Consider the following 22,701-nt stretch of genomic DNA (forward strand, 5'->3'; position numbering starts at 1 on the left):
CCGGGTTTTAGAAGCTGTAGCCGAGGCCGACCAGGAGGAGGTCGGCGTCGCGGTGGTAGTCGGTGACCACGCGGTTCCACGAGGCTTCGGCGACGATGCGCTTGGCCAGGTGGTAGCGCGCCCCCATGCTGACCAGGCCGGCCTTGTGCGAGCGCTGGCCGTCCGCATCCGGCACCTTGACGTTGAAGTACGGCCCGGCGCCCATGCCGATCTCCACTTTCGGATTCAGCGAACGAATCAGCCACAGCTGCGTGGCGACGCCGTTGCGCTTGCTCTGCGGCGTGTTGCCTTCGTTGATGGCGGTAACCGTCCAGTCCACATAGCGGCCGACCGCGCGCCGGTATTCCAGCGCCGCGATGGTCGCGGTTTCCGAACTCAGGCTGTTGTTGATGCCCTGGCCGGCCATGAAGGTGATGGCTTCGTCCGTGGTCGGCCCGTCCAGGTGCAGCTTGTCGCCCTTGACGCCGTTGAACTGGTAGCCCACGCCCAGCATCAGCGAGGTGGTCGCGTCCTTGCCGCTCGGCGAGATGCGGTTGATCTGGACCTGGTTGTACCAGCGGCTGTCCTGGTAGTGGTAGGTCGCCTGGACGCTGTAAATCGCGGCCCAGCCGTGGTCGTTGGTGTATTTGGGGCCGCTGTCGTTGTGCAGGTCGGTGGTGTCGAAGTAGTAGTACTGGCCGGCGCCGGCCGCGAAGCTCCAGCCTGGCTGGTTGGGGCCGGTGCGCACCCAGACCTGGCCGGCCACGCCATCGCGGTGGTGGGCGATCGGATGGCCTTCATTCAGGTAGCTCAGGCTCAGGCCGAAGTGTTCACTGACGGGATGGGCGTACGACACGCCCGCGCTGAAAGTGTTCTCATGCGTTTCGTTGACGCGCAACGCTCCGGCGTAGGCGGTCAGTTCCTGGGCCGGGGCGGCGGCTGCGGCGGCGAGCGCCACGGCGCCCAGCAAAATTCGTTGCATAGAGTTTAATTGATGTCCGGCAAAGGGTTGAGTTTACCGGAAATCAAAAAATGTCGTTTTACAATACCGCAAAATGCGGCGTTGCCATTCTGTTATGGCTGCACCGCCACCTTGGTGATGTAATACTCGGTTTCGCCGAAACACTGGGTCGGCACGCCCTTGTGCTGGGCGTAGCTGAGGATGACGCGCTTGCCGGTGGCGGCGCTCAGATCCTTGGCCACTTGCGGGTCGCGCACGCTGAATTCGAACTTCTCGGGGATCGCGCCCGGCATCGAGGTCAGCAGGATTTCGCCTTCCCAGGTCTTGCATACCCAGCCGCGGGTGGAGAACTTTTGCAGGTAGCCGGCGCGCTCGCCATCGGAGTAGGAAATGTGCAGCATGGCCCAGGTGTAGGCAGCCAGCAGCAGCACGGCGGCGGCCAGCAGGCCGATGAGGGTCAGGATTACGCGTTTGGATGTGATCATGGTCAGCCTGGGTTATGCGATGGGGGGATGGTATCACGCAGCGTTCTGGCGCTTGTGGCGCACGGACGACCACAGCGAGACCGCAATGAAGGCCACGCCGGACAGGCCGGTGAACCATTCCGGGATGTGATATTTGACACTGGCCAGCATGATCAGTGCCAGGATGCCGATGGCGTAGTGGGCGCCGTGCTCCAGGTAGACGTATTCGTCCAGCGTGCCCTTGTGCACCAGGTAGACCGTCAGCGAGCGCACGAACATGGCGCCGATCGCCAGCCCCAGCATGATGATGACGACGTCGGTGGTGATGGCGAAGGCGCCGATCACGCCGTCGAAGCTGAACGAGGCGTCCAGCACTTCCAGGTACAGGAAGCCGCCGATGCTGCCCTTGGCCACGGCCGCCACCACCGGCGCCACGCCGGCCTCGGTGATGTCGTCGTCGTCCTCGGGCGGATCTTCCTCCAGCAGCGAGCTGATCCAGCCGACCGCCAGGTAGACGATGACGCCGACCACGCCGGCCGTCAGCACCTTGTATTGTTCGGCGTCGCCCACCAGCGACACGCAGGCGAACACCGCCGCCAGCGCCAGCAGCACGGCCAGGCTTTCGGTGCCGTGCTGGCCCAGCTTTTCCTCGATCCAGCCCAGCCAGTGCAGCTCCTTCTTGTCGTCGAACAGGAAGTTGAGGAACACCAGCAGCAGGAAGGCGCCGCCGAAGGCCGCCACCTCGGCGTGGGCGCCGGTCAGGTACTGGGAGTACAGCTCGGGCGTGGTGGTGGCCATGTGCCACACTTCCAGCAGGCCGAGGCCGGTTGCCATGGAGACGATCAGCAGCGGGAAGATCAGCCGCATGCCGAACACGGCGACCAGGATGCCGACCGTCAGGAACAGCTTGCGCCAGAATTCGTTCCAGTGGCGCAGCACCGAGGCGTTGACCACCGCGTTGTCGAACGACAGCGAGACTTCCATCACGCCCAGCACGGCGGCGACCCACAGGGCTTGCACCAGGCCGCTGGCGCCGCCATGGTTGTAGCCCCAGCAGCCGGCCAGGATCAGGAGGGCGACGGTGACGGCGATGGAAATCCGGAAGTGTTGCATGGTTGTCTTTATTGAAATGGGAGCAATGCTGGATTTTATATTACTTGCTTCCTCCGCTGTGTTGCCATCTGCCATAATGTCGGCACAAAAATGTTAAGGACATAACGATGGACATCGCTTATCTCGTCACGCCGCTGATTACCTGGGTCACGGTCGGACCGATCAAGTTTCTGATTAATAGCGCCAAGGCGCGCAAATGGGCGTTCAACCTGGTCGGCAACGGCGGTTTTCCGAGCAACCACAGCGCCGTGGTGTCCAGCATGGCGACGCTGATCGCGCTGCGCGAGGGCATCGGCCATCCGGCGTTCGGCGTGGCGGTGACGCTGTGCTTTATTGTCATCATCGACGCCAACAGCCTGCGCCAGCACGTCGGCAAGCAGGCGGCGGCCATCAACCGGCTGGCCAAGGAGGACGGCGGCCACAAGTGGCTGCGCGAGCGCATGGGCCATACCATCGTGGAAATCGCCGGCGGCTTGTGCACCGGCATCGCCATTGGTCATATCGTCAACGCCATTTTCGGCCGCGGTTAAGACCGTCCGTTTTACTGTCCGGCGGACCGTCCGCGTCCGCCGAGCGCTTACCGTTCATCCCCGTATTTGGCGTTTCAGCCACAAATTCTACCGTCCGTCGCACTGTGATTGACCTGACAAGGTCCGTCGAGGATACTCTGCGCCCTGTAGTCTGGCGAATATTCTAATAGCACCAATAAGCACCAATGTGCCACTTTCTCGGAGAACTTTATGTTGCGCAAAACCCTTCTAGCTATCGCTATTGCCTCGTCCCTGGTGGCATGCGGCAAATCAGCCAAGGAGCCTGAGAAAGCCGGAGCCAGCGCTTCGGCCTCAGCTACCGCAGCAAAAGACGACAAGAAAGTGACCCTGCTGATGTCGCCGGAAGACACGCTGACGATCCAGTCCGACGCGCTGGCCTCCGGCCCGATCATCACCGGGTCGATCCAGCCCGAGCGCCGCGCCGACCTGCGCGCGGAAGTCGGCGCCATCGTCCTCCAGGTGCTGAAGGAAAACGGCGAGGCGGTCAAGAAGGGCGACGTGCTGCTGCGCCTGGACGAAACCTCGATCCGCGACAGCCTGACCTCGGCCGAGGAAGCCACCCGCGCCGCCGAACAGACGCTGGCCCAGACCCAGCGCATGTACGAGCGCCAGAAAACCCTGCTGTCGTCCGGCATGGTGTCCACCACCGCGATGGAAGACGCCGAAGTGCGCCGCAACAACGCCCAGAGCGACCTGGCGGCGGCCAAGTCGCGTTCGGTCGCGGCGCGCCAGCAGCTGACCCGCACCCAGGTGCGCGCGCCGTTCGACGGCATCGTCAGCGAGCGCAAGGTGTCCAACGGCGACACCGCGCAGGTGGGCAAGGAACTGATCAAGGTGATCGACCCGTCCAGCATGCGCTTCGAAGGCATGGTTTCGGCCGACAAGATCGGCGTGGTCAAGGTCGGCCAGCCGGTGCTGTTCCGCGTTAACGGCTACGGCGAGAAGCAGTTCAACGGCAAGGTCAAGCGCGTCGATCCGGCCGCCAACGCCGTCACGCGCCAGGTCGAGGTGCTGGTCGACTTCGCCGACGCCGTGCGTCCGGGCGTGTCCGGCCTGTATGCCGAAGGCCGCGTCGAGTCGCAGACCTCGTCCTCGCTGATGATCCCGCCGACGGCGGTGGTGCAGGCCGGCGACAGCAACTTCGCCTGGCGTATCAAGGGCGGCACGCTGGCCAAGGTGCCGCTGACCATCGGCACCCGCGACGAGCGCACCGGCCGTTGGGAAGTGCTGAGTGGCCTGCAATCGGGCGACATGGTGGTGCGCGTGCCGACCTCCGGCTTCAAGGACGGCCAGAAGGTGGAACTGAGCACGCCGAAAGCGGTGGCCTCGGCCTCGACCTCGAAAGTGTCGGAAAAATAAAAGGATAAACAGCCATGTTCTTATCGGATTTTAGTGTGAAGAAGCCCATCGCGACGATCGTCATGATCGTCGCGATGATGTGCTTGGGCTTGATGGCGCTGAACAAGCTGCGCGTCAACCAGAACCCGGACGTGGAAGTCCCGTTCATCGTGGTCAACATCCCGTATCCGGGCGCCTCGCCGGAGACGGTCGAACGCGAGATCATCAACCGCCTGGAAAAGTCGCTGAACTCGATCACCGGCGTGACCGAGATTAACAGCACGGCGCAGGAAAGCTCGGCCAGCATCTTCATCAAGTTCACCTTTACCAAGAACCTGATCGAAGCGTCGGACGAGATCCGCAACGCCATCGCGGCGGTGCGCTACAAGCTGCCGACCGAGATGCGCGAGCCCATCCTGCAACGGATCGACCCGTCGGCGCAGCCGGTGATGCAGCTGGCGCTGTCGTCCAGCAGCCAGAGCCACGCGGTGATTTCGCGCCTGGCCGAGGACAAGCTGGCCGACCGCTTCCGCAGCATCGACGGCGTTGCCTCGGTCAACATCGACGGTTCGCTGAAGCGCGAGCTGAGCGTGCTGCTGAAGGCCGAGAAGCTGCGCGAGTACAACGTCTCGGTCGGCGACGTGGTCAACGCGCTGCGCAACCAGAACACCAACGCGCCGGTGGGCAAGGTGCGCGGCGACCTGGACGAGAAGAGCATCCGCCTGGTCGGCCGCATCGAGCGTCCGGAAGAGTTCCAGCAGGTGGTGGTCAAGCGCAACGGCGACGAGCTGGTGCGCCTGTCGCAGGTGGCGACGATTGAAGACGGCTTTGCCGAGGTCAACAGCCTGAGCGTGCGTTCCGGCAAACCGAACGTGGGGATTTCCATCACCCGCTCGCGCGATGCGTCGACCGTGACGGTGGCCAAGAAAATCCGCAAGATGTCGGAGGAAATGCAGAAGGAAATGCCGGCCGGCACCAAGCTGGAAGTGACCGAGGATGACGGCGAAAACGCCGAAAGCAGCCTGAACAACGTGATCGAATCGCTGGTGTTCGGCGCCGGCCTGACCATTTTCGTGGTGTACGCCTTCCTGAATTCGTGGCGCTCGACCCTGATCACCGCGCTGTCGCTGCCGACCTCGGTGCTGGCGGCCTTCATCGGCGTCTGGCTGTGCGGCTTCACGCTGAACTTCATGACCTTGCTGGGCCTGTCGCTGGCGATCGGCGTGCTGATCGATGACGCCATCGTGGTGCGGGAAAACATCGTGCGCCACATGCAGCTGGGCGCCGACCGCCGCACCGCCGCGCTGAAAGGCACGGCCGAGATCGGCATGGCGGTGGCCGCCACCACCTTCTCGATCATGGCGGTGTTCATTCCAGTGGCCTTCATGCCGGGCATCACCGGCGAATGGTTCCGTCCGTTCGCGCTGACCGTGACCTGCTCGGTGGCGGTGTCGCTGGTGATTTCGTTCACGCTCGACCCGATGCTGTCGGCCTTCTGGGGCGACCCGCCGGATCACCATGACGCGCCACGCCGCGGCATCGAGAAGTATTTCGCCAAGTTCAACCACTGGTTCGACCACCAGGCCGACCGCTACGGCTACGTCATCGAGTGGGCGCTGCATCACCGCCGCTCGATGGGCGTGATCGCCCTGGCCACCTTTGTCGGCGCGATCTACCTGCAGGTGCAGTTCGGCGGCGCCAGCTTCGTGCCGGCGTCCGACTGGGGCACCATCGCCATCGATGTGCGCACGCCGTCGTCGTCGTCGCTGGAATACTCGCGCCTGAAACTGGAAAAGGCTGCCGTGATCGCCCGCGGCATCAAGGAAACCAAGGAAACCAATAGCTACGTCAACCTCAGCGGCGGCCGCATCTATGTCGACATCGGCAAGAAAACCGAGCGCAAGCGCGGCGCCATCGAAGTCGCCAAGGAACTGCGCGAGAAGCTGGCCGGCCTGGTCGGCGCCGAGTACACCGTGCTGGACGACCTGAGCAACGGCGCCCGCAAGCCGGTGCAGATCGAATTCACCGGCACCGATTCGCGCAAGCTGATGGAAATCACCAACGGCTTCATGGACCGCCTGCGCCGCGTGCCGGGCGCGGTGGACGTCGGCCTGTCGGAGATGGATCCGAAGGATGAGCTGCAAATCGTGCTGAACCGCGGCCTGGCCAACTCGATGGGCATTGCCGCCGGCGACGCGGCGCAAGCGCTGCGCGTGGCCTTTGCCGGCCTGGAAGTGGGCGACTGGGTCGACCCGACCGGCGAGTCGCGCGACGTTGCCGTGCGCCTGGCGCCGGAAGACCGCACCAGCGCCGAGAACATCGAGCGCCTGCCGATCGCCGTTACCGGCACCAACCAGATGGTGCCGCTGGACCAGATCGCTGAAGTGACGATGGGCAAAGGTCCGTCGACCATCAAGCACAAGGACGGCAAGCGCGTGATCACCGTCACCGCCAACGTCGAAGGCCGCTCGCCGGGCGAAGTGACCACCGACGCCATGAAGCTGGTGAAGGACATCGACTTCCCGCCGGGCTACGGTCTGGCGCTGGGCGGCGCCGGCAAGGACATGCAGGAAGTGTTTGGCGCGATGGGCATCGCGCTGGTGGCCGGCGTCGGCCTGATGTACCTGATCCTGGTGATGCAGTTCGGTTCGTTCACGGCGCCGATCGCGGTGATGCTGTCGCTGCCGCTGTCGCTGATCGGCGTGGTGCTGGGCCTGCTGGCCACCGGCAGCACCATCAATCTGATGAGCCTGATCGGCGTGATCATGCTGATGGGCCTGGTGGCGAAGAACGCGATTCTGCTGCTGGACGCGGCGCGCAAGCGCCAGGAAGAGGGCTTCAGCCGCGAGGATTCGCTGATGTACGCCGGCCGCATGCGTCTGCGTCCTATCCTGATGACCACCTTCGCGCTGATCGCCGGCATGTTCCCGGTGGCGCTGGGGCTGGGCGAGGGCGGTGAGTTCTACCGGCCGATGGCGATCGCCATCATCGGCGGCACCATCACCTCGACGCTGCTGACCCTGCTGATGGTGCCGACCTTCTACGACAGTATCGAGATCAAGAAGGACAGCGCGATCGCCAAGCTGCACCTGCGCGCAGCGCGCTTCGGCATGGTGCCGGCGGTGCTGTCGATCGTGGTCGAAGCGATATTGTTCCTGCTGCTGGTGCGTTTCGTGTTCCGTTCGATCATGTGGGTGGTGTTCCGTAAGCGCAACAAAACGCCGCCGGCGCCACCGGTGGAAGAAGAACGGAAAATTGCTTAAATTAAATATTATTTAGTTAAAGGAAAGGGTCTGCGGGCCCTTTCTTTTTGCCTGAATGCAGAGCAGGCGCTCGGTTTCAAGGCTTTAATTAGTGCTCTCCCTCTAACGTCTTGCCTTTTGAGTTGTTTTATTTGTGTAGTAAGCTGCTGGCCTTCCCGTACCATTTGGCTATGGGACAAAAAAACCATTCATAAAGCGAGACTGCCATGCAACAAAAATACCTCCCCCTGATCATTGCTGCCGCCCTGAGCGCCCTGTCCGTGAGCGCCCAGGCGTCCGGCTACCGTTTCGGTTCGCAAAGCATTTCCGGTCAGGGCACGGCCGACGCCAACAGCGCCGAAGCCGTCGATGCATCGACCATCTTCTACAATCCGGCCGGCCTGACCCGCCTGGACGGCACCCAGATCAGCGCCGGCGCCACCGTGGTCGTGCCGCACTCGACCTTCAACGACACCGGCTCGACCCACTTCACCGGCGCGCCGACCGGCGGCACCGCCGCCAACGACTACGCGCCGAATTCGGTCACCGCGCCATCGCTGTACGTCAGCAAGAAGCTGAACGACCAGTGGGCGGTCGGTTTCGGCCTGTTCGTGCCATACGGCGCGAAACTGGACTACGGTAACACCTGGACCGGCCGTTACGCACTGTCCAACATCAAGCTGGAAGCGGTCAACCTGAATCCGTCGGTGGCGTGGAAGATGAACGAACACCATTCCTTCGGTTTCGGCATCGACGCCGAGTACATGAAGGCCGAACTGGGCCAGGCCGTCGACGTGCCAGGCTCGATCGCCGCGCTGTCGTCCGGCGCCGGTGCTGCGCAAGGCGCGGCCCTGATCAAGCAGATCGCCGCACTGGGCGGCAATCCAGCGCTGCTGCGCACCGCTGGCGACGCCCACGGTTCGAACGACGGCAAGGACTGGGGCTGGGGCTTCAACCTGGGCTATATGTTCACGCTGGACGAGAACACCCGCTTCGGCCTGGCGTACCGCTCGTCGATCTCGCACCAGCTGCGCGGCAGCACCGTGTGGGACTTCTCGAAAGTCACCTCCGACCCGATCGTCAACCAGGTGCTGGCTGCCGCTTCGCACAAGACCAACTCGGCGGCACTGGTTGCCCTGCGCACGCCTGAAACCCTGTCGGCCAACGTGTTCCACCAGTTCGATTCGAAATGGGCCGGCATGGCGGACGTGACCTTCACCCGCAACAACCGCATGGGCGACCTGGACATCCAGTTCCCAGGCACCACCGAAGGCAACGAAGTGATCCGCCAGCAGTGGAAAAACACCGTGCGCGTGTCGGTGGGCGGCAACTATGCCTACAGCGAAAACCTGACCCTGCGCGCCGGTATCGCGCATGACCAGTCGCCGGTGAAAAGCGCCGAGCTGACCCACCCGGCGCTGCCGGACAGCGACCGCATGCAGTATTCGGTCGGCGCCAACTGGAAGCTGAGCCCACGCTCGTCGATCGACTTCGCGTACAGCTTCCTGGACTTCAAGGATGCCAACATCAACTACACCAACCAGTGCAACCCACTGGCCACCAGCTGCACCGGCAACGGCGAAACCACCCGCGGCGTGTACCAGACCCATATGTCGCTGATCGGCTTGTCGTATAACTACAAGTTCTGATTCAGCAGCACGCAGCACAACACAGAAAGGGCCTTCGGGCCCTTTTTTCATGCCTGTGCTCTATTGCTGTTTGGCCGGCGGCGGATTGTCGGCCTGGCTGGGCGGCGTGGCCGGTGGCGGCGTACCGTCTGCCGGCGCTGGCGTGGCGGGTGTGGCGGCGGGCGCCGGCGTGGTGGTTTCCGGCGTGACCGGCTGGTCGGTGGGGCGCTTGTTGCAGCCGCCGAGCAGCGCGGCCAGTACGGCCGCGCCCAGTGCGATGCGGAGGGGGAGTGTGGTCATGATGGTCCTTTCAATTCAATGAATTCAATGGAATTGATTAGACCGCGCCGGCGCGCCGGCGGTTCCGTTCAGGTCAGGCGGCTTTGCGCTCGCTGTCGATGGCGGGTTCGGCGTCGCTGTTGAACACCGCCATGTCGGTTTCGCCCAGCACGCGGCTGGCTACCGCGCCGGCGGTGATCGAGCCGCTGACGTTGAGCGCGGTGCGGCCCATGTCGATCAGCGGTTCGATCGAGATCAGCAGGCCGGCCAGCGCCACCGGCAGATTCATCGACGACAGCACGATCAGCGCGGCGAAGGTGGCGCCGCCGCCGACGCCGGCCACGCCCACCGAACCGATGGTGATGATGGCCAGCAGCGGCGCGATGAAGCTGAGGGTGAACGGATCGATGCCGACGGTCGGCGCGATCATCACCGCCAGCATGGCCGGATAAATGCCGGCGCAGCCGTTCTGGCCGATGGTGGCGCCGAACGAGGCGGCGAAGTTGGCGATGCCTTCCGGTGTGCCCAGGCGCTGGCTTTGCGTCTGCACGCTCATCGGAATCGCGCCGGCGCTGCTGCGCGAGGTGAAGGCGAAGGTCAGCACCGGCAGAATCTTCCGGGTCCAGCGTAGCGGATTGAGGCCGAGGCCGGAAACGATCAGCAGGTGCACCAGGAACATCAGGAACAGCGCGCTGTACGAGGCCAGCACGAAGTCGATCAGGTGCAGGATGTCGGTGTAGCTGGAGGTCGAGACCACCTGCGCCATCAGCGCGAACACCCCGTAGGGCGTCAGGCGCAGCACCAGGGTGACGATGCGCATCACGATGGCGTGCGCCACCTGGATGAAGCGTTCGAACGAGGCGAAGATGTCCGGCTTCTTGTCATGGATGCCGGTGGCGGCGATGCCGATGAACACCGAGAAGATCACCACCGCGATGGTGGAGGTCTTGCGGCCGCCCGTCAGGTCGAGGAAGGGATTGGCCGGAATAAAGCTCAGCAGCATGCTCGGCAGCGAAATGGCCTGCGCCGTTTCAACCTTGCCTTGCAGGTAGACGCCGCGCGCGATGTCGGCGGCGGAGGCGGTCAGGCCGACCGCGCTCAGGTGGAACACCTTGGCCATCAGGATGCCGAGGGAGGCCGCCACCAGCGTGGTGATCATCAGCGTGCCGATGGTCAGCGCGCTGATCTTGCCCAGCGAATTAATGCCCTTCAGCTTGAGAATGGCGGAAATGATCGACACCATAATCAGCGGCATGATAATCATCTGCAGCAGCTTGACGTAGCCGGAGCCGACGATGTCCAGATAATCGCTGGTGGTCTTCAGCTCGGCCGAGCCGGCGCCATAGATCGCTTGCAACGCCGCGCCCAGCAGCACGCCCAGCCCCATGCCGGTGAATACGCGCACCGAAAAAGAACCATGTTTGCGCTGCTGCGCGTACAGCAGGCCGATCAGGGCCAGCGCCGCCAGCAGATTGAGGATCACGTTTATCGCCATTGCTTGTCCTTTGCTACCTTATTGTCACCGATCGTGCATTTTATATGCGCTTAAAACTCGGTTAGCGAATATTTGGCTATATAACTATTCAAATTCTGTATATAGGCTGTTGTAAATTGTTTTCCGTCGGAAATTAAATAAAACTACATGAAGCGTGTAACGTACAATTTATTTAATTATTCTGAAGGAGGTTAAGCATGGCAATCGCAAATATGAAAGTCGGTACCCGGCTCGGCTTGGGCTTTGGCCTGGTGCTGGTATTGCTGTCGCTGGTCGCGGTATTGGGCGTGTTCAACATGAGCACGATTCATGCCAAGCTTGACCGCATCGTCAACGAAAACGCGGTCAAGACCGAGCTGGTGAGCCAGATGTCGAGCGCGGTGCACGTCGTGGCGCGCTTGTCGCGTTCGGTGGTGCTGTTGAACGATGACGCCGCCATCCGCACGGAACTGGAAAAGGTCACCAAGGAGCGCGCCAACTACAACGCCGCGCTGGAACAGCTGGGCAAGATGCCGGCCACGCCGAAAGGGCTGGAAATCCGCGAGCGCATCGTAGGCCTGCAAAAGATCGCCCGTCCGTTCAACGACCAGGTGTTTGAGCTGGCGCTGGCCAACAAGGACGACCAGGCCACCGAGATCCTGATGAAGCAGGCCGGGCCGGCCACCCAGCGCTGGCAGGAGGCGATGGACGAATACGCGGCCCTGCAAAAAGCCACCAACCACAGCGACGCGGCCGAGGCCGGCGCCGCCTACCAGCGCGCCCGCACGCTGATGCTGATTTTGAGCGGCCTGGCGATTGTGGTCGGCGCGGTGGCGGCGGCGCGCATCGCCCGCAGCCTGCTGCGCCAGCTGGGCGGCGAACCGGATTACGCGGCGGCCATTGCCGGCCGCATCGCCGCCGGCGATCTGACGGTGGTGGTCGATACCAACAGCAACGACAGCCACAGTATGCTGCACGCAATGAAGATGATGCGCGATGCGCTGGCCAAGATTGTTGCTGAAGTACGCGTCGGCACCGAGACCATCGCTTCGGCATCGACCGAGATTGCCAGCGGCAACCAGGATCTGTCGGCCCGCACCGAACAGCAGGCCAGTTCGCTGGAAGAGACGGCATCGTCGATGGAGGAGCTGACCAGCGCGGTGCGCGCCAACAACGACAACGCGCGCCAGGCCAATCAGCTGGCGCAGTCGGCGTCGGCGGTGGCGCTGCAGGGCGGCGAGGTGGTGTCGCAGGTGGTCGATACCATGGGCGCGATCAACGATTCGTCGCGCAAGATTGTCGACATCATTGCGGTCATCGACGGCATTGCGTTCCAGACCAATATCCTGGCGCTGAATGCAGCGGTGGAAGCGGCGCGTGCCGGCGAGCAGGGCCGCGGCTTTGCCGTGGTGGCGTCCGAGGTGCGCACGCTGGCCCAACGTTCGGCCTCGGCCGCTAAGGAGATCAAGGAGCTGATCGGCGATTCGGTGGAGAAGGTGGAGATCGGCAGCAAGCTGGTCGAGCAGGCCGGCCAGACCATGGAGCAGGTGGTGACCAGCGTGCGCCGCGTGACCGACATCATGTCCGAGATTTCCACCGCCGGCGACGAGCAAAGCGCCGGCATCGAGCAGATCAACCAGGCCGTCAGCGAGATGGATACGGTGACGCAGCAGAACGCGGCGCTGGTGGAGGAGGCCGCTGCTGCCGCCGAGGCCATGCAGCAGCAGGCCGCCAACCTGGAACGCGTGGTCAGCGTGTTCCGGCTGGATGGCATGCAGCGGGCGACGGCGCCTGTGGCCGCCAAGCCAGCCGGCAAGGCGGCAGCCGCCAAGCCGGCGCTGAAGCCTGCGCCGAAGCCGGCCCAGCCTGCCGCGCCGCGTCCGGTCGTCAGCGCCCAGCCGCAGAAACGGCTGACGACCTCCGCCGGCAGCGATGACTGGGAAGAGTTCTAAGCAAGCCTAGGCGGCCAGCCAGATGTCGAAGCTGGTCGCGCCATCGCCGGTGGCGGCCAGCCGGTAGGCGAAGCCATGCCGGTTCAGCACTTCGCGCACGAATAGCAGGCCGATGCCCTGGCCGCCTTTCTTGGTGGTGAAGAAGGGCGTGAACAGCTGCCGCGCCGGCACCTCGCCCAGCAGGTTGCCGCTGTCGATCACCGACAGCCGCACGCCGCTTTCCTCTTTGGCCAGCACGAAGCCGATGCTGCGCTCCTCGCCGTGACCGGCTTCCGCCGCCTCCATCGCATTCTTGACCACGTTGAGCAGCGCCTGCTCCATCAGGTGGCGGTCCATGGCGATGGCCGGCACCTCGTCGCAGCGCTGCCAGGCGATGCTGATGCCGCGGCTGCGGCACTGTTCGCGGTACAGGTAGAGGATGTCGTCCATGATGTCGCGCACGGCGTTGGGACGCAGCTCCGGCGCCGGCATCTTGACCACGCGCGTGAAGCGCTCGATGAACTCGCCCAGGCTGGCGTTGCGGCGTTGCACGGCCAGGATGGCGGTGCTGAAATCGTCGCTGTCGCGCTCAGCCAGCTGGCTGCGGTAGTACAGCAGCGAGTCGAGCACCGAGCCGGTGGCGGCGACGGTGTTGTTGACCTCGTGCGCCAGGACGCGTATCAGCTTTTCGTAGGTGGCTTTTTCCGAGCTCTCCAGTTCCTCGGTCAGTTCTTCCACCAGCAGGAAGTGGCGGGCGAAGCCGCGGTCGTAGAAGTGGCCGCGCTGGCCACGGTAGCGGCGGCCGTCGGCGTCGGTCAGCAGTTGCGAATCGCCCAGCGGCAGTGCGTCCAGCTGCGCCAGCAGGCTCAGACCGCTGTCGTCCGGCAGGCAGTCGCGCAGCGCCTTGCCTTTGGCGTCGGCCAGGCCGCGCAGCGCCTGCGCGCTGGCATTCAGCAGGCTGATGCGGCTGTCGAAATCGAACACGATGACGGCGCTCGGCGTCGCTTCCAGCAGGCGGTCGAGAAAGCCTTGCTGTTCGCCGATCTGCAGGCGTTCCTGGTACAGCGCATTCAGCATGGTGTTGAACAGCTTGACCAGCTCGTTCAGTTCCTTGTCCTTGCTGTGTTGCAGGCGGGCGGCATAATGCTGGTCCTGCAGCAGGTCGTGGAAGTGGCGGGTGTAGCCCAGCGGCTCCAGCGCGCGGCGGATCAGGTGCACGCCCAGCGCCAGACTCAGCAGCACCAGCGCTTCCAGCCCCAGCATCAGCGCTGGTTCGGTGCGGAACAGCACCACGGTGACGCCGAGGAACAGCAGGTGCGCGACGATCAGGTAGGCGTGCAGGCGCCAGCGCAGGCTCATGGCAGGGTTTCGCTGTCCGGCGCCGCGCCGAGACCGTGGCGTTCAAGGCGGCGGTACAGCGCGGTGCGGCTCAGTCCCAGCGCCTTGGCCACGCGCGAGATATTGCCTTGATGCTGCTCCAGCGCGTGGGCGATCATGTGGCGTTCCACCTGCTCCAGCGTCATGCCGTCGACGCCGAGGCGCTGCGTGCCCAGCGCACCGCCGTGTTCATGCTGCTCGGCGGCGACAAAGTCGGCCTGCCGCAATTCGCTGCGGCCGACCAGCAGCAGCGTGCGTTCCAGCGTCTGCTTCAGCTGGCGGATATTGCCCGGCCATGGCTGCGCGCTGAGCCATTCCAGCGCCTGCGGCGCAATCGTGGTCGTCGGCAGGCCGTAGCCGGCCGCCACGTCGCTGATGATGTGGCGCGCCAGCAGCGGAATGTCGCTGCGCCGCTCGCGCAACGGCGGCAGGCGGATGGTGATCAGGTTCAGGCGGTAGAACAGGTCTTCGCGGAACTCGCCGCTGGCGACCAGCTCGGCCAGCTCGCGGTTGGTGGCCGACACCACGCGCACGTCGGCCTTCTCGCTGCGGCTGGCGCCGACCGGCTGGTAGGTCTGGTCCTGCAGCACGCGCAGCAGCTTGACCTGGTCGGAGCGATTCAGTTCGCCGATCTCGTCCAGGAACAGCGTGCCTTCGTTGGCGCTGGCGACGTGGCCCTTGCGGTCGGTCCTGGCGTCGGTGAAGGCGCCGCGCACGTGGCCGAACATTTCGCTTTCAAACAGGGTGGGCGTGATCGCGCCCATGTTGATCTTGACGATGGCCTTGCCGGCGCGCTGGCTGTTGCGGTGCAGGGCGTCGGCGATCAGCTCCTTGCCGCTGCCGCTTTCGCCGAGGATCAGCACCGGCGCGCGCGTGTTGGCGACCTGGCCGATGGTGGTCAGCACCTTCAACAGGCGCGGATGCTCGCCGACGATGCCGCTGAAATCGAATTGCGCATCGAGCGCCTGGCGCGAAGCACGTTCCGCCGGCGTCGCCGCCTCCAGCGTGGTGCGTATCAGTTCCGCCAGCTGGGTGTTGTCCCACGGCTTGGTGAAGAAGTTGGCGGCGCCGGCCTGCATGCCGCGCACCGCCAGCGCGATCGAGCCCCAGGCCGTCATCAGCAGCACCGGCAGGTCCGGCTGCGCCTGACGCAGCGCGGCCAGCAGCTGCAAGCCTTCCTCGCCGCTGGTGTGCAGCGAGAAGTTCATGTCCTGCAAGACCAAATCGATAGGCTGCTGCGCCAGCGCGTCCAGCGCCTGCCTGGGGCCGTCGGCGCACACGGCGTCGTAGCCGGCCTGCTTGAGCAGCAGGGCCAGCGATACCTGGACCGCGCTGTCGTCGTCGACAATGAGAATGCGTTGCTTGCGAGTAGAGTCCATTATTTATTCATAGTGCAGCGCTTGCGTCGGACTCAGGCGCGCGGCGCGCCAGCCGGGATACAGCGAACATAGCAAGGATAGCAGATAGATCACACTGGCCGATAGCACCGCCGCCGCGCCGAACACCACCCAGTTCAGGCTCTCGCCCAGCACGCCGGTCAGCGGCAGCTGGATCAACAGCACCAGGGCGATCAGCATGGCGCCGGAACTCAGCAGCAGTTGCTCGACGATGATTTGCCGGTAGATGCTGCCGGCGTCCGCCCCCATGGCGCGGCGCAGGCCGATTTCCGGTATGCGCTGGGTGGTGTTCTGCCACAGCACGCCGAACAGGCCGAACGCCACCATCACCAGCAGGAAGGCGGCGATCACGCCCAGGATGATCAGCGGGATCATCTGCGTCTTGAGCATGGACTTGCGCGCTTCGGATTGCGGCGTGATCAGATAGTTCCAGTCGCTGCGCACCTGTTTCAGCCTGGCGTTGAGCTTGGCCTCGAACAGGCGCGGCGTGCCCGGCTTCAGCTTGAGCACGATGTTGTAGGCCGCCTCCTGGCCGACGCCGGGCACATAGCGCTGCAGCATGAAGTAGGACGGGTCCATGAATTCACCCTGCGAGCGGAACTGCTCCACCACCGCTGCCACGCGGAAGCGCTGCGGCGTGCTCTTGCCGTGGGTTTGCTCGATGTACAGCTGGCCCACGGCGTCCTTGCCGGCGAACATTTTGTCGGCCAGGCGGCGGTTGATGACCACCGGCGTGGCGTCGGCGCCGTCGTCGGCCCTGGAGAACCAGTGGCCGGCCAGCGGCGTCATTTCCATCGTCTTGAAATAATCGTCGCTGACGGTCAGGCCGTCGATGTTCAGTTCGCCGCTGCCGTCGGGCAGCGTGTACTCGCCGGTCCAGCGCGACATCTCGTAGGCGCCGAACTTGGCGAACGCCACCGATTCCACTTCCGGCAACGCCAGCAGGGCGCGCTTCAGGCTGTCGTAGAGCGCCGCATCGTTGCCGATATCGCCGGGCGTGCGGATGTTGATCGACCATTGATTGCGCCAGGCGTGGCCGGTGGGCAGCTGGTATAGCTGGTAATAGCGCAGGCCGAAGGCGGCGATCGCGAACACCACCAGGAAGGCCAGCAGGATTTCCAGACTCAGCATCATGTTGCGGGACTTGCGTTTCCAGATCAGCTTCAACAGGTGGCGCAGCATTATGCGGTTCCTTTCAGCGCGTGGACCGGGTCCAGGCGCGACATTTTCCAGGCCGGGATCACGCCCGACAGCACGCCGAACACCAGCGTGATCAGCAGGCCGTAGCCGAACACGGCCAGATTCAATTGCACTTTCAGATAGGGAATCAGGCCGGAGCCTTCCAGCCACCACAGCACGCCGGCCGCGCAGGCCAGGCCGATGGCGCCGCCGATCAGGCACAGCAGCACGTTCTCCAGCACCAGTTGCGCGACCAGCTGGCGGCTGGTGGCGCCGAAGGCCTTGCGCACGCCGATCTCGCTGCTGCGTTCCATGATGCGGCCGACGTTCAGGTTGATCAGGTTCAGCGCCGGCAGTGCCATGAACAGCAGCATCAGCACGATGACGCCGCCGATCAGCTTGCCGGTGCCGCCGTCCTCTTCCTGGCTGCTCAGCAGCATGCGCGAGAACAGCTGCAGTTTGGAGTCGCCCCAGAATTTGGTGACGTTGAAGGCGGTCGGATCGTCATACTGCACGGTTTTGGCGACCGCCATGATTTCCTTCCTGAGCGCGGGCAGGTCGTCCGGCGTGCGCGCCATCATCAGGGCGCCGTACATGCCGAACAGGCTGTTCTTGTAGTCGCTGGAGGGCTGGGCGCTGATCGGCGTCCAGATATCGGCGTAGGCGTTCATGTGCATTTCGTCGCGCACCACGCCGATCACGGTGAAGATCTGGCCGTTGGCGCTGAACTTCTGGCCCAGGTAGGGCTGGCCCGGAAACAGCTTGCGCGCGCTCGATTCATTCAGCACCGCCACCATGCGGCCTTGGGCGACATCGTCGGCATTGATGACGCGGCCTTGCAGCACCGTGAAATCGAGGATCTTCCAGTATTCGGCGTCGGACAGCCGCATGTCGAGGCTGCTGACCTGGCCTTCCTGGTAGACCGAGACGGCTTGCGCGATGCTGCTGGTGATCGATACCAGCTCGGCATTCTTCAGCGGCTTGAGGTATTTGTCGATCAGCTTGTAACCCAGCGTGCCGCGGCGCGTTCCGCCCTTGTCCGTATGGGACGACTCCATCATCACCATTTGCACGAAGCGGTCGCTCTTGCCTTCCACGCCGGTCGGATAGAAGGCGTTTTGCAGCAGGGCCGTGGCGACCAGCAGCACCACCAGCGTCAGCACGATGCACAGCAGGTTGATGGCGGTGAACAGCTTGCGGCGCATGAAGACTTTCCACGCGGTCAGCAGATAATTCCTGAACATGTGCGCCCCTTACGCGACCAGCTGGCCGTCGAACACGCGCACGATGCGCGAGGCCATCTTGGCCTCCTGCTCGTTGTGGGTGACCATGACCACGGTCGTGCCTTCGCTGTGCAGCTTGAGCAGGATGTCCATCACTTCCTGGCCCATCTTGCTGTCCAGGTTGCCGGTCGGCTCGTCGGCCAGCAGCACCTGCGGCTGGCCGACAATCGCGCGGGCGATCGCCACGCGCTGCTGCTGGCCGCCGGACAGCTGGTTCGGATAATGGTCCATGCGCGCGCCGAGGCCGACTTTTTCCAGCGCCTCGCGCGCCAGCCGCTGGCGCTTCTTGGCGGACATGGCGCGGTACAGCAGCGGCAGCTCGACGTTGTCGATCACGCGCAGGTCGTTAATCAGGTGGAAGCTCTGGAAGATGAAGCCGAAGGTGGCGTTGCGCAGCTTGGCCACGTGCTTGTCCTTGTAGGAGGCCACCGGCGAGCCGGCCACCTCGATGGCGCCGCTGCCGGGCTTGTCGAGCAGGCCGATCAGGTTCAGCAAGGTGCTCTTGCCGCAGCCGCTGGGGCCCATGATGCTGACGAATTCGGCTTTGGCGACGTGCAGATCGATGTCTTTCAACGCCAGCGTTTCGACCTTGTCGGTCTGGTAGGTTTTGCTGACTTTGTTCAGGCGTATCATTGTTTTTCCCCTTTATTGGGCCACGCGGACGCTGTCGCGGTCCTTGTAGCGGCTGGTATCTGACGTGATGAGACGGTCTCCGGCGCGCACGCCGGAAAGGATTTCGACGGACTTGCCATCGCTGGCGCCGATGTTGAGCGTGGTCTTGCGGGCGACGCCGTCGCGCACCACGAAGATGTCCTGCGGGCCGCGGCCGTTGAAGGCGGGGCCGCTGTCGGCCAGCAGGGCGTTCTGTTTCTGCTCAGTGACGATGTTGACTTCCACCCGCAGCTTGTTGCGCAGCATGGCGTGGTGCGGCTCGGCCAGCGTGACCAGCAGCTTGACGGTGCCGTTCTGGATTTCCGGCAGCACGGTCTGCACTTCGCCGTTGAGCCTGACGTTGCCCTGTTCGACCAGCACCTTCTGGCCGGCGTTCAGTGCGCGCGCGTGGAAGTCGGACAGCGAGGCTTCGACCTTGTAGTTGTTCAGTTCGGAGACCTTGGCGACCAGCTGGCCGACGGCGACGCTGGCGCCTTCCTCGGCCATCAGCCAGGTCAGCATGCCGGCGAACGGCGCGCGTACCTGGCTTTGCGCCAGCAGTTGTTGCTGTTCCTGCATCTGCTTTTGCAGGATGCTTTTCTGCAGGCGCGCGCCTTCGATATTGCTGTTGGTGACCAGCTTGTTGTCGGCCAGCTGCTCGTGGTGCTGGCGCAGCTGGATCTCGTTGCGCTTGACGTTCAGTTCGGCTGTCAGCAGGTCTTCGGCCGAGGCGCCGCCGGCCTTGCGCAGCGTCTGGTAGCGGCCGAGGCGGACGCGGGTGGCTTCCAGGTCGAGTTGCAGCAGTTCGATTGCGCTGGTGAGCTGCTTGCGTTTCTGCTCCATCTCCAGCGTCAGCGCGACGATGCGGTTTTCCTGTTGTGCCAGCTGTTCCTTGAGCGAGTCGATGGCCAGCAGGATGGTGCGGCTGTCGAGTTCCAGCAGCAGCTCGCCGGCCTGCACCTGCTGGCCCAGCTTGGCGTGCACCTTGGCGACGCGGGTCTGGATCGGACTCGACACCAGTTCCTCGTGCACCGGAATCACGATGCCGGAGGCGTTGATGGTGTTGGCGATATTGCCGATGCGGACAGTGGCGATGCTGACGTCATCCACCCCCACGCTGGGGCTGACGACGCGGTTGATGGCCCAGGCGGCGACGCTCAGCGAAGCGAGCAGGGCGGCGACCGCCAGCAAAGTCTTGCGCTTGCGGCGGGCGATGATGTCGGGAGTGATGAGGGTATCCATACCCGTCCTAGTGCAAGCCCCGTGCCACATGCTTGATAAAAGGACAAAGCCAGGTAAATCAAGGCTTTAAGCTGCAATGCCGGCCACAGTCCGCGCTGCGCCATTGCCCGCCTCCGCCCACCACCGTCCGTAAGCGGACAGCTGCTCACCCCGATTTGATGTGGGAAATTACCAACAAATTGATCTATACCAATGTGATAGGGTGGTGTCCACAGTTGCTTCCGTGATGGTGGAGACATGCCTATTAAAACAATTGTCGCACTGCTGCTGGGATTGCCCCTGCTGGCCCAGGCCGGCGAAGAAAAAGACCAGATCGCCACCGACCGTCCCGACTTTGTCGAGTCGAGCAACGTGGTCGGCGCCGGCCGCTTCCAGATCGAGACCAGCGTCGCGCTGGAGCGCAACAAGGCCAACGGCATCAAGGAACGCACGTACGCCACGCCCACCTTGCTGCGCTTCGGCATCGGCGACACGCTGGAAGCCCGTATCGAAACCGATGGCCGCATGCGCGTCGTCACCGACGATCTCGGCGCTGGCACCCGCACCACCGACAACGGCTATGCCGACGTCTCGCTCGGCGTCAAATGGCATGTGGCCGATGCGCAAGGCGCGCGGCCGTCGATGGGCGTGCTGGCCCATGTCGATCTCGACAGCGGCTCCAGCGCCTTCCGCGCCAAGGGCAAGGGCGGCTCGCTGCGCCTGGCCGCCGAATGGGACTTGCCGGACGACTTCGGCCTCGGCGTCATGCCCGGCATCGCCTGGCAGCATGACGATAATGGCGAGCGCTACACCAGCGGCATCTTCGGCATCGTGCTGGGCAAGGAGTTGAACGAGCGCAGCCGCGTCTTTGTCGAATACTCGGCGCCGCAGATCGCGCGCGGCCGTCATGGCGGTTCGCAAACCACCTTCGACGTTGGCGTCTCCTACCTGCTGACCGACCTGGTACAGGTGGACACGGCCCTGTCGCGCGGCCTCAACAAGAACACGCCGGACTGGAGCTGGACCGCTGGCCTGTCCATCAAATTCTAAGCAGGAGACTTCATGCGATTGACGATCAAGCAGCGCTTGTTACTGATTAACCTGGCGACGCTGGCGTTCGTCAGCCTGGTGGGCGGCGTGGGCTATTACGCGGTGCATGTGCTGGACGTGTCGATGGACGCGATCAGCACCAACAGTTCGGCGATGAAGGACCAGCTGCAAGCCGACCAGGCCCACGACGCCTTGCGCGCCGACGTGCTGGCCGCGCGCCTGGCGGCGGAGAAGAGCGATCCGGCCGAGATCAAGGAAGTGCGCCAGGATACGGCCGATCACATCGCGCTGTTCCGCAAGCTGATCAAGGAAATGGATGCGGCCGCCACCGACGCCGAAGTCCACCGCGCCATGGAGCAGGTGCGGCCCGATGTCGAGCGTTATCTGAAAAGCGCCGAGGAGATGGTGGAGCTGTCGCTGAGCAATCCGCCAGCCGCGCAGGTGAAGTTCCCGGCGTTTATGGACACTTTCCGCGTGCTGGAAAAGAGCATGGCCGCGCTGAGCGATCTGATCGAGAAGAATTCGGAGTCGACCAAGGCGGTGGGTGATGAAGCGGTGGTCAAGTCGCGTGTCCACATCATCGGTTTCGGCTTGCTGGCGGTGGTGGTATCGCTGGTGGTGGGGCAGATGATTTCGCGCTCCATCCTGCGTCCGCTGGACGAGGCCGTGGGCTTTGCATCGCGCGTGGCGCATGGCGACTTGTCGTCGCAGATTGCGGTGGAGGATGAAGACATCACCGAGACCGGTCGCCTGAAGCGCGCCTTGCGCGAGATGAATGGCAGCCTGCACGGCATCGTCAGCCAGGTGCGCAGCGGCACGGATGCGATAGCGCTGGCGTCGGGCGAAATCGCGGCGGGCAATCTGGACTTGTCGTCGCGCACGGAATCGCAGGCCAGCTCGCTGGAAGAGACCGCATCGTCGATGGAAGAGATGACCTCGGCCGTGCGCCAGAACTCCTCGAACGCGGGCGAAGCCAACCAGTTGGCCTCATCGGCGGCGCAGGTGGCCACGCGCGGCGGCGAAGTGATGACGCAGGTGGTGGCGACCATGGGCGGCATCAACGCCTCGTCGCAGAAAATCGTCGACATCATCGCGGTGATTGAAGGGATAGCGTTCCAGACCAACATCCTGGCCCTGAACGCGGCGGTGGAAGCCGCGCGCGCCGGCGAGCAGGGGCGCGGCTTTGCCGTGGTGGCGTCAGAGGTGCGCAGCCTGGCACATCGCTCGGACGCGGCGGCCAAGGAAGTGCGGCAACTGATCGAAGCCTCCGCCGCGCAGGTGGGCGAGGGCAGCGCGCTGGTTGGCCAGGCCGGCGGCACGATGGAAGAAATCGTCACCAGCATCCAGCGCGTGACGGCCATCGTCGGCGAAATCGCCGCCGCCAGCCGCGAGCAGGAAATGGGCATTGACCAGGTCAACCAGGCCATCGGCACCATCGACAGCGCCACGCAGCAGAACGCCGCGCTGGTGGAGCAAGCCGCCGCCGCCGCCGGCGCCCTGCAAGAGCAGGCCGGCCGGCTGGCGGAAGCAGTCAAGGTGTTCCGCCTCGCCTGAATCCGGGGTCAGTTCTGCCATTGGTACAT

At 64.1% G+C, this 22,701-nt stretch carries 18 protein-coding genes; 7 read left to right on the forward strand and 11 right to left on the reverse strand.

What is annotated here, in order from left to right; genetic code table 11:
- Positions 1-7: 7 nt before the first annotated feature.
- The 3 genes from GJ698_RS25125 to GJ698_RS25135 form a co-directional block, all read right to left on the reverse strand.
- Entirely contained in the window at positions 8-961 is a 954-nt protein-coding gene (locus GJ698_RS25125; RefSeq protein WP_154360609.1) for a hypothetical protein, read from the reverse strand.
- A gap of 92 nt (positions 962-1,053) precedes the next feature.
- Positions 1,054-1,425 carry a DUF8785 domain-containing protein gene (locus GJ698_RS25130; RefSeq protein WP_154360610.1) on the reverse strand — a complete coding sequence of 124 codons (372 nt, stop codon included), beginning with the start codon at positions 1,423-1,425 and terminating at the stop codon, positions 1,054-1,056.
- Between the two features lie 33 nt (positions 1,426-1,458).
- Complete coding sequence (locus GJ698_RS25135; RefSeq protein WP_154360611.1) at positions 1,459-2,517, reverse strand: DUF475 domain-containing protein; 1,059 nt, start codon at positions 2,515-2,517, stop codon at positions 1,459-1,461.
- A gap of 107 nt (positions 2,518-2,624) precedes the next feature.
- On the opposite strand from GJ698_RS25135, the gene GJ698_RS25140 reads away from it, so the two are divergent.
- The 4 genes from GJ698_RS25140 (at position 2,625) to GJ698_RS25155 (ending at position 9,297) form a co-directional block, all read left to right on the forward strand.
- A complete protein-coding gene (locus GJ698_RS25140) occupies positions 2,625-3,047 on the forward strand; it encodes a divergent PAP2 family protein (RefSeq protein WP_154360612.1) in 423 nt (140 codons plus the stop codon).
- A 210-nt stretch (positions 3,048-3,257) separates the two neighbouring features.
- A complete protein-coding gene (locus tag GJ698_RS25145) occupies positions 3,258-4,427 on the forward strand; it encodes an efflux RND transporter periplasmic adaptor subunit (protein WP_154360613.1) in 1,170 nt (389 codons plus the stop codon).
- A gap of 14 nt (positions 4,428-4,441) precedes the next feature.
- Positions 4,442-7,669: an efflux RND transporter permease subunit gene (locus tag GJ698_RS25150; protein ID WP_154360614.1), complete on the forward strand. Its 3,228-nt coding sequence runs from the start codon at positions 4,442-4,444 to the stop codon at positions 7,667-7,669.
- Between the two features lie 206 nt (positions 7,670-7,875).
- The gene (locus GJ698_RS25155) at positions 7,876-9,297 is read left to right on the forward strand and encodes an OmpP1/FadL family transporter (RefSeq protein ID WP_154360615.1); all 1,422 of its coding nucleotides are present in this window, start codon (positions 7,876-7,878) and stop codon (positions 9,295-9,297) included.
- Positions 9,298-9,357: 60 nt separating this feature from the next.
- On the opposite strand, the gene GJ698_RS25160 is transcribed toward GJ698_RS25155, so the two are convergent.
- Both GJ698_RS25160 and GJ698_RS25165 read right to left on the reverse strand, forming a co-directional pair.
- On the reverse strand, positions 9,358-9,576 hold the full coding sequence (locus GJ698_RS25160) for a hypothetical protein (RefSeq protein WP_154360616.1): 219 nt from the start codon (positions 9,574-9,576) through the stop codon (positions 9,358-9,360).
- 73 nt (positions 9,577-9,649) lie between these two features.
- Positions 9,650-11,050 (reverse strand): L-cystine transporter, encoded by a 1,401-nt coding sequence (locus tag GJ698_RS25165; RefSeq protein WP_154360617.1) that lies wholly within the window; start codon positions 11,048-11,050, stop codon positions 9,650-9,652.
- Positions 11,051-11,247: 197 nt separating this feature from the next.
- On the opposite strand from GJ698_RS25165, the gene GJ698_RS25170 reads away from it, so the two are divergent.
- The gene (locus tag GJ698_RS25170; protein ID WP_229260163.1) at positions 11,248-12,981 is read left to right on the forward strand and encodes a methyl-accepting chemotaxis protein; all 1,734 of its coding nucleotides are present in this window, start codon (positions 11,248-11,250) and stop codon (positions 12,979-12,981) included.
- Positions 12,982-12,987: 6 nt separating this feature from the next.
- On the opposite strand, the gene GJ698_RS25175 is transcribed toward GJ698_RS25170, so the two are convergent.
- The 6 genes from GJ698_RS25175 to GJ698_RS25200 are packed head-to-tail and all read right to left on the reverse strand — an operon-like array spanning position 12,988 to position 20,089.
- The gene (locus GJ698_RS25175) at positions 12,988-14,319 is read right to left on the reverse strand and encodes a sensor histidine kinase (protein ID WP_154360618.1); all 1,332 of its coding nucleotides are present in this window, start codon (positions 14,317-14,319) and stop codon (positions 12,988-12,990) included.
- Positions 14,316-15,716, reverse strand: a complete 1,401-nt coding sequence (locus GJ698_RS25180) for a sigma-54-dependent transcriptional regulator (RefSeq protein WP_154360619.1) — start codon at positions 15,714-15,716, stop codon at positions 14,316-14,318. Before GJ698_RS25180 ends, GJ698_RS25175 begins: the two co-directional genes overlap by 4 nt.
- A 3-nt stretch (positions 15,717-15,719) precedes the next feature.
- On the reverse strand, positions 15,720-16,916 hold the full coding sequence (locus tag GJ698_RS25185; RefSeq protein WP_154360620.1) for an ABC transporter permease: 1,197 nt from the start codon (positions 16,914-16,916) through the stop codon (positions 15,720-15,722).
- Positions 16,916-18,157, reverse strand: coding sequence for an ABC transporter permease (locus tag GJ698_RS25190; protein ID WP_154360621.1), 1,242 nt, complete (start codon positions 18,155-18,157; stop codon positions 16,916-16,918). The genes GJ698_RS25185 and GJ698_RS25190 overlap by 1 nt, the downstream gene beginning before the upstream one ends.
- A 9-nt stretch (positions 18,158-18,166) precedes the next feature.
- Complete coding sequence (locus tag GJ698_RS25195; protein ID WP_154360622.1) at positions 18,167-18,829, reverse strand: ABC transporter ATP-binding protein; 663 nt, start codon at positions 18,827-18,829, stop codon at positions 18,167-18,169.
- A gap of 12 nt (positions 18,830-18,841) precedes the next feature.
- Complete coding sequence (locus GJ698_RS25200) at positions 18,842-20,089, reverse strand: efflux RND transporter periplasmic adaptor subunit (RefSeq protein WP_154360623.1); 1,248 nt, start codon at positions 20,087-20,089, stop codon at positions 18,842-18,844.
- A gap of 237 nt (positions 20,090-20,326) precedes the next feature.
- On the opposite strand from GJ698_RS25200, the gene GJ698_RS25205 reads away from it, so the two are divergent.
- On the forward strand, positions 20,327-21,118 hold the full coding sequence (locus GJ698_RS25205) for a transporter (protein ID WP_154360624.1): 792 nt from the start codon (positions 20,327-20,329) through the stop codon (positions 21,116-21,118).
- Between the two features lie 12 nt (positions 21,119-21,130).
- Entirely contained in the window at positions 21,131-22,672 is a 1,542-nt protein-coding gene (locus GJ698_RS31305) for a methyl-accepting chemotaxis protein (RefSeq protein WP_154360625.1), read from the forward strand.
- Positions 22,673-22,701: the final 29 nt, after the last annotated feature.

Source organism: Duganella aquatilis (genome assembly GCF_009674565.1).
Classification (GTDB): Bacteria; Pseudomonadota; Gammaproteobacteria; order Burkholderiales; family Burkholderiaceae_D; genus Rugamonas; species Rugamonas aquatilis.

What these genes read in the sequence shown, in the direction of transcription:
- GJ698_RS25125 (WP_154360609.1), bottom strand. Translation starts at nt 961, where the DNA reads ATGCAACGAATTTTGCTGGGCGCCGTGGCGCTCGCCGCCGCAGCCGCC.
- GJ698_RS25130 (WP_154360610.1), bottom strand. Translation starts at nt 1,425, where the DNA reads ATGATCACATCCAAACGCGTAATCCTGACCCTCATCGGCCTGCTGGCC.
- GJ698_RS25135 (WP_154360611.1), bottom strand. Translation starts at nt 2,517, where the DNA reads ATGCAACACTTCCGGATTTCCATCGCCGTCACCGTCGCCCTCCTGATC.
- GJ698_RS25140 (WP_154360612.1), top strand. Translation starts at nt 2,625, where the DNA reads ATGGACATCGCTTATCTCGTCACGCCGCTGATTACCTGGGTCACGGTC.
- GJ698_RS25145 (WP_154360613.1), top strand. Translation starts at nt 3,258, where the DNA reads ATGTTGCGCAAAACCCTTCTAGCTATCGCTATTGCCTCGTCCCTGGTG.
- GJ698_RS25150 (WP_154360614.1), top strand. Translation starts at nt 4,442, where the DNA reads ATGTTCTTATCGGATTTTAGTGTGAAGAAGCCCATCGCGACGATCGTC.
- GJ698_RS25155 (WP_154360615.1), top strand. Translation starts at nt 7,876, where the DNA reads ATGCAACAAAAATACCTCCCCCTGATCATTGCTGCCGCCCTGAGCGCC.
- GJ698_RS25160 (WP_154360616.1), bottom strand. Translation starts at nt 9,576, where the DNA reads ATGACCACACTCCCCCTCCGCATCGCACTGGGCGCGGCCGTACTGGCC.
- GJ698_RS25165 (WP_154360617.1), bottom strand. Translation starts at nt 11,050, where the DNA reads ATGGCGATAAACGTGATCCTCAATCTGCTGGCGGCGCTGGCCCTGATC.
- GJ698_RS25170 (WP_229260163.1), top strand. Translation starts at nt 11,248, where the DNA reads ATGGCAATCGCAAATATGAAAGTCGGTACCCGGCTCGGCTTGGGCTTT.
- GJ698_RS25175 (WP_154360618.1), bottom strand. Translation starts at nt 14,319, where the DNA reads ATGAGCCTGCGCTGGCGCCTGCACGCCTACCTGATCGTCGCGCACCTG.
- GJ698_RS25180 (WP_154360619.1), bottom strand. Translation starts at nt 15,716, where the DNA reads ATGGACTCTACTCGCAAGCAACGCATTCTCATTGTCGACGACGACAGC.
- GJ698_RS25185 (WP_154360620.1), bottom strand. Translation starts at nt 16,916, where the DNA reads ATGCTGCGCCACCTGTTGAAGCTGATCTGGAAACGCAAGTCCCGCAAC.
- GJ698_RS25190 (WP_154360621.1), bottom strand. Translation starts at nt 18,157, where the DNA reads ATGTTCAGGAATTATCTGCTGACCGCGTGGAAAGTCTTCATGCGCCGC.
- GJ698_RS25195 (WP_154360622.1), bottom strand. Translation starts at nt 18,829, where the DNA reads ATGATACGCCTGAACAAAGTCAGCAAAACCTACCAGACCGACAAGGTC.
- GJ698_RS25200 (WP_154360623.1), bottom strand. Translation starts at nt 20,089, where the DNA reads ATGGATACCCTCATCACTCCCGACATCATCGCCCGCCGCAAGCGCAAG.
- GJ698_RS25205 (WP_154360624.1), top strand. Translation starts at nt 20,327, where the DNA reads ATGCCTATTAAAACAATTGTCGCACTGCTGCTGGGATTGCCCCTGCTG.
- GJ698_RS31305 (WP_154360625.1), top strand. Translation starts at nt 21,131, where the DNA reads ATGCGATTGACGATCAAGCAGCGCTTGTTACTGATTAACCTGGCGACG.